Source organism: Nitrosomonas sp. Nm58, assembly GCF_900107335.1.
Classification (GTDB): Bacteria; Pseudomonadota; Gammaproteobacteria; order Burkholderiales; family Nitrosomonadaceae; genus Nitrosomonas.
In genome coordinates, this window is the sequence record NZ_FNPQ01000033.1 from 19,521 (window position 1) to 29,510 (window position 9,990).

Below are 9,990 nucleotides of genomic sequence, written 5' to 3' on the forward strand. Positions count from 1 at the left end.
AGAACTAAAATTTGACAAACAAAACGAGAAATTTATTCAAGTGAAAAACGAGCTACATCATCGTTTCTCCGGGTATAGGGAGCTAGATCGACCAGCTTGCCATTATAGGTAAGATTAACGCCCGTAGCATTACCAATCACTAAATACAAAGGTGGTATCCCTTTTATCACTTGCTCCGTACCTTTGGCATTCGTTTTGACAAAAATCACTTTTCTATTGCTGTCCTTTATCTCCACCCATGACTCCTTGGAAAAAATGAAATGCAGTATTTTTTCATTACTCTCAATCACCTCGGTTACAGCAGGCTCGGCCACCGCCGACATGACCGGAGCAAGCACGATTCCTGATGGACTCTTCTCTGATGGCCCCATGCCGCTCATGCTGCGCGAAAGAATTGAAGGTGTCTGTGGCAGCAATAATTCCATTGTGACCTGACCATTTTCTGCTTGCGAATCAAACGAAGCATTTGCATCAATATCATGCTCCATAACCGACTCTTGCCCCCAATCTCCGCTCTGATACACACCGTAACCCAACAAAGTCAGCATTAAAACTATAGCCGATAGCAATACTCCGCGCGCGCCACCCGCTCGTTTCGACGAAACCAGTGGAGTCGTTTTTACCTGCCTTGCGGGACCTTGATGAGCCAGCAGGGGCGCGGATTGAGTCAATAAACGAAGCAATGAATTAGTGTCAAGCTGTAGCAAGCTACCATAATTACGAACAAAGCCTCGTAAGAATGTACCGGAAGGAAGCTTACTGTAATCCTCTTCCTCAAGGGCATTTATTTGCTGTATTGACAATCGCAATCGCCTCGCCACCTCACCTACACTCAAGCCGCGCCTCAGTCTTTCAGCACGTAGTCGCTGTCCGTACCCAATTACTGCATTAAACTCTTCTCCTGCACTTGCCCCATGACCAGCAAGCTTCTTGCTGGACGCCTCAATACTAGCCTCACGTCCATCAATCTGAACAAGTGTGCTTTCACGAACGCCGCCATCAGAAGAGATCGCCCCTTCTAGATGGGTATCAAACGCTTCTAGTCCATTTTTGGAACCATCATTCATGATTTAATCTCCCTTCACGCAACGCCATCGCCTCACTGGAATCAGGAAAACGCCTTTGTAACTGAGAAGCATAGCTGGTCTCAGCCTGATAATCTCCGATTGCATGTTCAATTTGAATGGCCAGCCATAAACTTTCCGGCGTAAGTGGATAAGTCTGCATATAGGAAGTAATGCTTGATTTAGCTGTTTTGAGATTACCACGCTTGAAATCGATCTCAATTAACCCAAGTACTGCCAGTGGATAGTTGGGGCGAATGACCAAGGCTTTCTGGAAGAATACTTTAGCGCGTTCGAATTCATTACGTTTAAGCACACAAATTCCTGCATTCGAGTATGTTTTTTCAGGCATTTCGTAAAGGGGATCTCTGATTGCACTCATAAAATGGTCCACTGCCAGATCCATCTGTTCAGGCTGGCGCTGACAAAGAAACCAGCCAAAGTTATTATGGCTGTCAGAGTCGTTAGGTGCAATTTTGAGCGCATGCTCAAAATTCCATCGCGCACGCCCATCTTCGCGCAAATCCATATATACTAATCCGAGTACATTATAGGCCGGCGCATAATTTGGGTTTGTCCGTAATGCGATTTCAGCTTCTTCCATTGCCACTCTGTACCGACCGCGACTGTAATATTGTCCAGCTAGTTCCGTATGAATTTTCGCACTTTGTTGCGCTCGCTTTCTTGCCTCTTCCGAAGCCTGTGCTGTCTCTTTAACGGGTGATTGCGTGCACCCCGTGATCAGCACCACAAACACTCCCACCAAACCAGCCAGCACCTTTCTCACCCTGTTACTCTTGCCATGCCACGATTTGTTCGCCGGGTTTTATCCAGCACCTGCCCAGCCAATTGACCACAAGCTGCATCGATATCATCACCTCGTGTTTTACGCACCGTGGTCATGATATCTGCTTGCATCAACACATCACGAAAAACTCGAATCGCTTCTGATGATGAACGCTTATAACCCGATCCAGAAAAGGAATTAAACGGGATCAGATTCAGCTTACAGGGAATTTTTTTTACCAGTCGCACCAACTCATGCGCATGCTCCACGCTGTCATTTACGCCGTTAAGCATGACGTATTCGAATGTAATAAAGTCTCTAGGCGCAGCTTGAAGATAACGCTCACATGCAGCCAACAACATCTTGATTGGATACTTCTTATTAATCGGCACCAATTGATCACGCAATGTATCATTGGGTGCATGCAAAGAAACTGCCAAAGCCACGGGGCAGCGCTCGCGCAACCGATCCATTGCGGGCACCAGACCGGAAGTACTGACCGTTACTCTCCGCCTGGATAATCCATAAGCACTATCATCGAGCATCAAATCCAATGCCGTAACGACATTTTCAAAATTGGCCAATGGTTCACCCATACCCATTAGTACAACATTGCTAATCGCCCGAGCAGCGTTTTTTTTCTGATCGTGTATCCTTCCATTGACAACACTTTCTGGCGTAAAACAAGCTTCATGATCACTTTCAGTTTTGAGCATCTTATTTGCCCACCACAACTGACCAATGATCTCCGCAACCGTTAGATTACGATTAAAACCTTGCTTGCCAGTCGAACAGAAACTACATGCCAGCGCGCACCCCACCTGACTGGAAATACAGAGCGTGCCACGATTAACCTCAGGAATGAAAACCATTTCTACAGCATTGCCGACACCCGTCGATAATAACCATTTCCGGGTGCCATCTGCAGCGATGTGATCATTGATAACTTCGGGTGATTGAATGATGGCAAGCGCAGCAAGCTTCTCCCGAAATGCTTTTGCCAGATCACTCATCTCCGCAAAATCTGACATGCCTAATTGATGTATCCAGCGCAACAATTGTTTTGCACGATAGGGTTTTTCTCCAATATCCATGCAGAAACGCGCAAGACCCGCCGAATCAAGATCAAGTAAATTAATCGCCACATTCATACCAAGTTACCCTGGTTATAGACTATTTTTAACGTGAATAAATATCTAAAGCAGGAAAAAAGCAGGCGATTTCCACTGCCGCAGTCTCAGGCGCATCAGAACCATGCACCGCATTCGCATCGATATTTTCCGCGAAATCAGCACGGATAGTTCCTTTTTCAGCTTTCTGTGGATCTGTTGCTCCCATCAATTCACGGTTCTTTCTGATAGCGTCTTCTCCTTCAAGCACCTGAATCATGACAGGTCCAGAAGTCATAAATTCCACCAGATCATTGAAAAAAGGGCGCCCTCGATGAACCCCATAGAAGGTCTCAGCCTCAATTCGGGATAGCTGCATCATACGCGCAGCGATAATTCTTAACCCGGCCTCCTCAAATCTCGAATAAATCTGGCCAATGACATTTTTTGCAACTGCATCCGGTTTAATAATAGACAACGTTCTTTCAACAGCCATTAAATACTCCACGAAATTAACAGATCAAAATAAAGGGGTATTCTAACAAAAAATATACATACAGATTCTGAAAAAGAGCGCTTAAGACAAGATGTTATGAATGGCCAAATAATCATGCGCATCCCATTTAATTAACTCATCTCACTTCAGTATTGACAGCCTGAGGACTAGACAAGGATAATGTCATGACTTTCAAAAGAAAGCACTCCTGGTCGCTCAGCATGAACCGCCCTAGACCTTGCATTTTCCTTAACTTACTATCTGAATATCAGACACATTCATGGTATTTTCCGCGTCATTGCCACCTCCGTTTAAATATCAATAATAAGGTCTCTAAACTAGAAAAAATCCCCCTGATCCCACAAGATTCAAACATGTTTTTTCAACTTTTCACATGCAACCTTGTCACAGAGCCTGGTTTATGAATATTCAGGAACTCATTCAGCAACGCGGCAAAGAGAATTTCGCTTTACACGATCATTATCTCAATAGCCAGATGGTGAAAGTGCTCAAAACAATAGGCTTTGATCGCCATTATGTAAAAGCTGAGGGGGCCTACCTTTTTGACGATCGAGGCAATCGCTACCTTGATTTGCTGAGTGGCTTCGGTGTCTTTGCGCTCGGACGCAATCACCCGAAAATTGTCCAGGTGCTTAAAGATGTTCTCAGTGCAGATCTCCCTAATCTCGTACAATTGGATGTATCGTTGTTGTCCGGGTTACTCGCCGAAAAGCTGGTGGCCATCAGTCCAGAAGGTTTGGAGCGCGTTTTCTTTGCCAACTCTGGAACTGAAACGATCGAAGCTGCAATTAAATTTAGCCGTTATGCAACAGGCAAATCCAAAATTATTTACTGTCAGGGAGGTTATCACGGTCTCAGCCTCGGTTCACTTTCGGCTACCGGAGATTCTCACTACAAGCAAGGATTTGGTCCACTTTTACCAGATTTTATTGAGATTCCATTCGGAGATCTGGCCGCTTTAGAAGAAGCGCTCTCCCAAAAAGATGTCGCCGCCTTTATTACCGAGCCGATACAAGGGCATGGTGTCTGGATACCGGATGATCGTTATTTACCAGAAGCTGCTGAGCTGACTCGTCGTTATGGTGCATTATTTATAGCGGATGAAGTACAAACAGGATTGGGACGCACTGGCAAATGGTGGGCCGTAGAACACTGGTCGGTTGTTCCAGATATTCTCTGCATGGCAAAAGCACTGTCAGGAGGATTCGTTCCCATCGGTGCACTGATCTGCAAGGAATGGATCTTTGATCGTGTTTTCAATCGTATGGACCGGGCTGTTGTTCATGGCAGTACCTTCGGCAAAAATAATCTTGCCATGGCAGCCGGATTAGCCACCCTCGAGGTACTGGAATCAGAAAATCTGATCGAAAAATCTGCTCAATCTGGGCAAGCAATCATCGAAGCACTGCGGCCCCTTGTCGGAGAATATGAATGCCTGAAGGAAATCCGGGGAAAAGGCATGATGATTGCCTTAGAATTTACTGAACCGAAAAGTCTATCTCTGAGAATGTCCTGGAAAATGCTGGAAGCGGCTAACAAGGGATTGTTCTCGCAAATGATTACTGTCCCCTTGTTTTCCCGGCATCGTATTCTGTCCCAGGTAGCGGGCCGCGGCATGAATATCGTCAAGTTTATTCCGCCACTCATTCTTACCGAATCCGATATAAAGTGGATCGTAGACGCAGTTAAAAACGTTGTCAGTGACGCACATCGCGGTCCGGCTGCAGTTTGGGATTTGGGCAGAACACTTGCAATCAAGGCTTTGCGAATAAAAGCCGGCACCTAACGATTTTATAAAAAAGCATGAGATCGCATATGATATATGTGATTTCATCACTATGCGCTGAATTCCGCATGTTTCCACAAGCACTTTCCTTTACTTTCTTTATCAATATGCTCAAGTTGCCGCACGTGTAACTCAAGCTCTTGCTCACTAGCAGACAGTACAGTCAAATGCAGATTTTCCACACTGACTGCTGTATCGATTGACAATGGCGCGATATCCAATTCCATCAATAAACTTTCTTGCCCTCTGGTCATAGCCAAATAGACTTCGGCCAAAAGCTCCGCATCCAGTAATGCGCCATGTAAGGTGCGCCTCGAATGATCAATCTGATAGCGCTCGCACAACGCATCCAGGTTATTCCGTTTACCAGGATGCATCTCTTTGGCGAGAACAAGGGTATCAGTAATCTCGGTGCAGTAATTTTTCAGAGGTTGCAACCTGATCAACCCTAACTCATGATCGAGAAATCCTACATCAAACGGTGCATTATGAATAAGAAGCTCCGCATCCCCGATGAATTCCAGAAAGGCTTTACAAATATCACGAAATTTATGTTTGTCTTGCAAAAACGCTCTAGTCAGACCATGGATTTGGAGCGCGCTCGCATCGCTTTCCCGTTCGGGATTCAGGTAGTAATGAAAATGACGGCCTGTCAATTGCCGGTTGCACATTTCAATCGCCGCTATTTCAACAATGCGGTGACCCAATTTAGGATCTAAGCCGGTTGTCTCAGTATCCAGAAAAATTTGCCGCATCAATCGCCTACCTTACCACCTAAGTTACTCTTTCTTGGGATCACCGATTCAACTCCCCGATTAGCCAGCTCGTCTGCTCGCTCATTACCGTCATGGCCAGCATGCCCCCGCACCCAGAACCACTCAATTTGATATTGCTGCGCCAATTGATCAAGCTCTCTCCATAATTCTTCATTCTTCACTGGCTTCCTGTCAGCCGTGCGCCATCCTTTTCTTTTCCAGCCGTGTATCCACTCACTGATTCCTTTCTGGACATACTGGGAATCAGTATGAAGCTGTATTTTGCAAGATTCCCCTAAAACAGGCAGCGATGCTAATGCCTGCAATGCACGAATTGCCGCGAGCAATTCCATCCGATTATTGGTAGTCCTTTCTTCACCACCAAATAATTCCTGCGCCCCTCCCTGGTATTTTAGCAAAACCCCCCAGCCACCAATACCAGGATTGCCCTTGCAGGCACCATCGGTAAAAATCTCCACCACGCATGTAGCGTCTTGCATGTTCATCTCTGATTTGTATTTTTACTTGATGATTAATAATCGAGCGTGATTATACTCACTCCACAGTATCTCTGAATTTCTGCGTCACCGGAGCAATCTTTCTTTTGCTAGCCAAGCTATTTTCCCAGCAAGGCTTAATGATACGCATACCATGGATTTGCTTGATCGCCTGTAAGAAATAAACACCCCCCGAAATCGGCCACCAACGATCCCCCGCAGCCTCCATAAAATGAAAACGCTTTATCCATCTTTCTTTACTAAAGGGAGGAACATAGCAGCCGAGTCGCCCCCCGACAATCTCGAAATCAAGCAGTTTCAACCAATCCTTGAGCCGAGATAACGCGATAAATCGACCCCACCACGGAAATTCATTTTTCGCTGCCTTCAAATACTGGTGCGCCCCCCAAAGGCTGAACGGATTAAAACCACTGATTACGACATGGCCCTCTGGCATCAAAACACGGTGCACTTCGCGAAGAATCTGATGTGGATTAGAATTGAACTCCAATACATGCGGCAACAAAACCAGATCCATACTGCCACTGTCGATTGGCAGAAAATCAGGTAACGCATGGAAGGATGCACCATGGCTGATGCCCAGGCGAAACTGAAAAGGGATACGATTAGCGCGCAAAAAATTAAACTGAGAAAATCCGATTTGCAAAGCGTGATAGCCAAAAATATTGATAACCGCTTGATCAAAATAGCTCTGCTCCTCTGCCAACAAATATTGGCCCAGTGAGGTTGCAAACCATTGCTGCATGTCCTGCGCTTGCGTGGAGAGAGTCATGATATTGTTAGCGCTCAATCTCATCATAAATATATACTGTAACTAAACCGAGAGAAACACCATGCTCAATATTTACCCTGTTCGCGCCTTTAAAGACAACTATATCTGGATAATTCATGATCAGCATTACGCTGCCATTGTCGATCCGGGAAGCGCAACGCCCGTGCTAACCTATCTCCAGCAACAGAAATTGCAACCCATCGCCATCCTCAGCACGCACCATCATCACGATCATACCGCAGGCAATGTTACCTTATTGCAGGCATTTACCATGCCAGTGTATGGTCCCGCAAATGAAAATATTCCCGGGCTGACACACGGTCTCAGAGAGGGGGATACTCTCCACCTAACTGAGCTATCACTTGATCTTGCCGTACTGGATATACCCGGCCATACGGCAGGCCATATTGCGTATTATGGCGGAAAATCGTTATTTTGTGGCGACACCCTGTTTGCCTGTGGTTGTGGACGCATTTTTGAAGGCACCGCACAACAGATGTATGCTTCATTACAGAAACTAGCCAATCTGCCTAATGAAACTCTTGTCTACTGCACTCATGAATACACGCTGTCCAATGTCCGCTTTGCAAAGGTGGTCGATGCTGATAACCCAGTCTTAGCACAACGCGCAAACGAAATAGAAGCACAAAGAAAGCATAATACCCCCACGCTTCCCTCAACGTTAGCCATCGAAAAAGAGACGAATCCTTTTTTGCGATGTACTCAGCCAGCCATCATTCACGCTGCTAACCAGCATTCTGGCAAAATACTGCCAGACTCCATCAGTGTTTTTACAGAAATTCGCAAATGGAAAGATACATTTTAATTCTCAGAATTTATATAGTTAAACTGGGCAACCATCTGAACCACAACTCGCAGATTCAGCGTCACTTTGTTTACTTTGAGGAGCAGATTGTACGAGTCCCGTTTCGTCAATCTCTTCCGCCAGCAATGTCCCTATAGATACGCCCAATATAAAATCATTGACATGACCAAATTTGTGCAAACGCAGATGACCAGTTTTATCAATTAAGATAGTCGTGGGTGTACCTTGCATCTGATAGGTCATCATGGTGTGCGGAATGACGTGCTGATCGCTCGGTTTATCGATCCCGATTGGAAAGCGTAATCGATATTCATAGGAAAATACTTCAAGCGCTTCACGACCCATAACTGAATGATGCTCAAAGACCGTATGGAGGCCAATCACGGCAACTTGATCTGGATTAAATTCTTCGAATATCCGTTGCGTTTGAGGAATGCCAACCTGCACACAACCAGGGCATAGCATCTGAAAAGCATGCAACAACACAACCTTACCGCGCAATGAAGTAAGTGTAATAGGGTGAGGAGTATTGAGCCAACCCACTGTCTGGAGCTCTGGCGCCAGAATTTTTTCAACCGCTTGATTAGTTTTCATTAATTAACTACCTCTTGCTTTTGTTTTAGAAGCTGCATATTACGCCAATTCTAAAGCAAAACTTGCTTTGTCGGCTTCTCCTTACCGTATTGTCCATACTATCTAGCTTACCGTCGCATCATCCTTCATTTAGAGATAAGGGCATTAGAAAGCAATAGATACGAATATAAACAACCCGCATACCTATCTCTTTAAATTTTATTAAAAAAGGAAGGGCAAATTATTCTGTGCCAAGAATAAAATACCCTTCTCATTCCAAAGCTTAGAGGTAACTATTATAGCCTTGGCAAACCCTCTCTCCTGTTTATCAACTTGCCAAGCTGCTTTGCTCACTTCCCAGGCTTGCCAGCACGCAATACCGGGTAGTACTGGGTAAACACATGGTCTTCAGCGGCATTTTCTTTATGACAAGTATTGCAAGATTTATCAGCTTGTGGGGCGGCACTCTTGCTTTCATAGCTTTCATAGCCAAAGTATGCCCAATTGTTGGGTCGATCAGCAAAACGCTTCGAATCCTTTACTGTAGCAGCTATGCCAAGGTATTCACCCTGAAAGTAACCCTTGCCACTGGGTGCTTCTTTGGTGCCGACACTAACCAACTCCTTGACGATAATAGTACCATCACGGAATTTACCAGTTTTTTTCCAGTGCGCCCAGCTTGCAGGATCAATGTACACATTGTGAAACTCGGGAAATGCTGGATTATCATCGTTCATGTCTTTGGGTGTCACGGGCGAACCGACGAAAATCCATTCACGATAATTTCTTGGGGTTAGCAACTCTCCTTCTTTGTTGAAATGAGCATACGTTTTTACATGTCCATGATGCTCATCGTGCTCACCGGCAGTAACAGAAGTTGCCTGACCAATCAACAGACTTGATAACAATAATGGCGCAAAACCACTTAACAACGTTCTTTTAAACCGCGACATAATCAATCCCTAAAGTAATTAAATTAGAATGTCCAGAAAATCCAGAAAACAGTTATAAACAAAGATTACTTTTTTATGTTAGACAGAGCTGCACGCCACGTCAAGGCAAGAATTTATCACACTTACCACACCCAATGATAGCTGTGAAAATTTTATTGTATAGCTAAAAAAATCTTACAATTAAAGCTCTTAACCTCAAACACACAAATAAGTGATGCTTAGATAACGTGAGTTGGACGCAAGAAAAGCTGTAAAAGGAATCGGAATTCCTTATGATGAAACGATTTTAGGAAAGAGCTTCATCACTAGAGGAGTCAGGCTCCGCTGGAC

At 45.0% G+C, this 9,990-nt stretch carries 11 protein-coding genes; 2 read left to right on the forward strand and 9 right to left on the reverse strand.

Annotation, left to right across the window (positions count from 1 at the left end; all coding sequences use genetic code 11):
- Positions 1–32 precede the first annotated feature (32 nt).
- From BLW34_RS11380 to ndk, 4 genes are read right to left on the reverse strand one after another with little or no spacing between them, the layout of a single operon-like run.
- Entirely contained in the window at positions 33–1,067 is a 1,035-nt protein-coding gene (locus BLW34_RS11380; RefSeq protein WP_090579622.1) for a RodZ domain-containing protein, read from the reverse strand.
- Positions 1,060–1,851 (reverse strand): type IV pilus biogenesis/stability protein PilW, encoded by a 792-nt coding sequence (gene pilW, locus BLW34_RS11385; protein WP_090579625.1) that lies wholly within the window; start codon positions 1,849–1,851, stop codon positions 1,060–1,062. The genes BLW34_RS11380 and pilW overlap by 8 nt, the downstream gene beginning before the upstream one ends.
- Positions 1,848–2,996: a dual-specificity RNA methyltransferase RlmN gene (gene rlmN / locus BLW34_RS11390; RefSeq protein WP_256203764.1), complete on the reverse strand. Its 1,149-nt coding sequence runs from the start codon at positions 2,994–2,996 to the stop codon at positions 1,848–1,850. The genes pilW and rlmN overlap by 4 nt, the downstream gene beginning before the upstream one ends.
- Positions 2,997–3,030: 34 nt before the next feature.
- Positions 3,031–3,456, reverse strand: coding sequence for a nucleoside-diphosphate kinase (gene ndk, locus BLW34_RS11395; RefSeq protein WP_090579632.1), 426 nt, complete (start codon positions 3,454–3,456; stop codon positions 3,031–3,033).
- A gap of 421 nt (positions 3,457–3,877) precedes the next feature.
- Between ndk and BLW34_RS11400 the strand changes: the two genes are divergently transcribed.
- Positions 3,878–5,263, forward strand: a complete 1,386-nt coding sequence (locus BLW34_RS11400) for an aspartate aminotransferase family protein (protein WP_090579635.1) — start codon at positions 3,878–3,880, stop codon at positions 5,261–5,263.
- Positions 5,264–5,313: 50 nt separating this feature from the next.
- On the opposite strand, the gene dnaQ is transcribed toward BLW34_RS11400, so the two are convergent.
- The 3 genes from dnaQ to BLW34_RS11415 are packed head-to-tail and all read right to left on the reverse strand — an operon-like array spanning position 5,314 to position 7,335.
- Entirely contained in the window at positions 5,314–6,018 is a 705-nt protein-coding gene (gene dnaQ, locus BLW34_RS11405; protein ID WP_090579637.1) for a DNA polymerase III subunit epsilon, read from the reverse strand.
- Positions 6,018–6,518, reverse strand: coding sequence for a ribonuclease HI (gene rnhA, locus BLW34_RS11410; RefSeq protein ID WP_371263934.1), 501 nt, complete (start codon positions 6,516–6,518; stop codon positions 6,018–6,020). The genes dnaQ and rnhA overlap by 1 nt, the downstream gene beginning before the upstream one ends.
- A 55-nt stretch (positions 6,519–6,573) precedes the next feature.
- Positions 6,574–7,335, reverse strand: coding sequence for a class I SAM-dependent methyltransferase (locus tag BLW34_RS11415; RefSeq protein ID WP_371263935.1), 762 nt, complete (start codon positions 7,333–7,335; stop codon positions 6,574–6,576).
- Between the two features lie 34 nt (positions 7,336–7,369).
- Between BLW34_RS11415 and gloB the strand changes: the two genes are divergently transcribed.
- On the forward strand, positions 7,370–8,134 hold the full coding sequence (gene gloB / locus BLW34_RS11420; protein WP_090579643.1) for a hydroxyacylglutathione hydrolase: 765 nt from the start codon (positions 7,370–7,372) through the stop codon (positions 8,132–8,134).
- An 18-nt stretch (positions 8,135–8,152) separates the two neighbouring features.
- On the opposite strand, the gene BLW34_RS11425 is transcribed toward gloB, so the two are convergent.
- Both BLW34_RS11425 and BLW34_RS11430 read right to left on the reverse strand, forming a co-directional pair.
- Positions 8,153–8,728 (reverse strand): peroxiredoxin family protein, encoded by a 576-nt coding sequence (locus BLW34_RS11425; protein ID WP_090539134.1) that lies wholly within the window; start codon positions 8,726–8,728, stop codon positions 8,153–8,155.
- Between the two features lie 329 nt (positions 8,729–9,057).
- Entirely contained in the window at positions 9,058–9,660 is a 603-nt protein-coding gene (locus BLW34_RS11430; protein WP_090579646.1) for a cytochrome P460 family protein, read from the reverse strand.
- Between the last annotated feature and the right edge of the window lie 330 nt (positions 9,661–9,990).

Coding starts and splice junctions, on each gene's coding strand:
- BLW34_RS11425 (WP_090539134.1), bottom strand. CDS start 8,728: ATGAAAACTAATCAAGCGGTTGAAAAAATTCTGGCGCCAGAGCTCCAG.
- BLW34_RS11400 (WP_090579635.1), top strand. CDS start 3,878: ATGAATATTCAGGAACTCATTCAGCAACGCGGCAAAGAGAATTTCGCT.
- dnaQ (WP_090579637.1), bottom strand. CDS start 6,018: ATGCGGCAAATTTTTCTGGATACTGAGACAACCGGCTTAGATCCTAAA.
- BLW34_RS11380 (WP_090579622.1), bottom strand. CDS start 1,067: ATGAATGATGGTTCCAAAAATGGACTAGAAGCGTTTGATACCCATCTA.
- rnhA (WP_371263934.1), bottom strand. CDS start 6,518: ATGCAAGACGCTACATGCGTGGTGGAGATTTTTACCGATGGTGCCTGC.
- BLW34_RS11415 (WP_371263935.1), bottom strand. CDS start 7,335: ATGATGAGATTGAGCGCTAACAATATCATGACTCTCTCCACGCAAGCG.
- BLW34_RS11430 (WP_090579646.1), bottom strand. CDS start 9,660: ATGTCGCGGTTTAAAAGAACGTTGTTAAGTGGTTTTGCGCCATTATTG.
- ndk (WP_090579632.1), bottom strand. CDS start 3,456: ATGGCTGTTGAAAGAACGTTGTCTATTATTAAACCGGATGCAGTTGCA.
- gloB (WP_090579643.1), top strand. CDS start 7,370: ATGCTCAATATTTACCCTGTTCGCGCCTTTAAAGACAACTATATCTGG.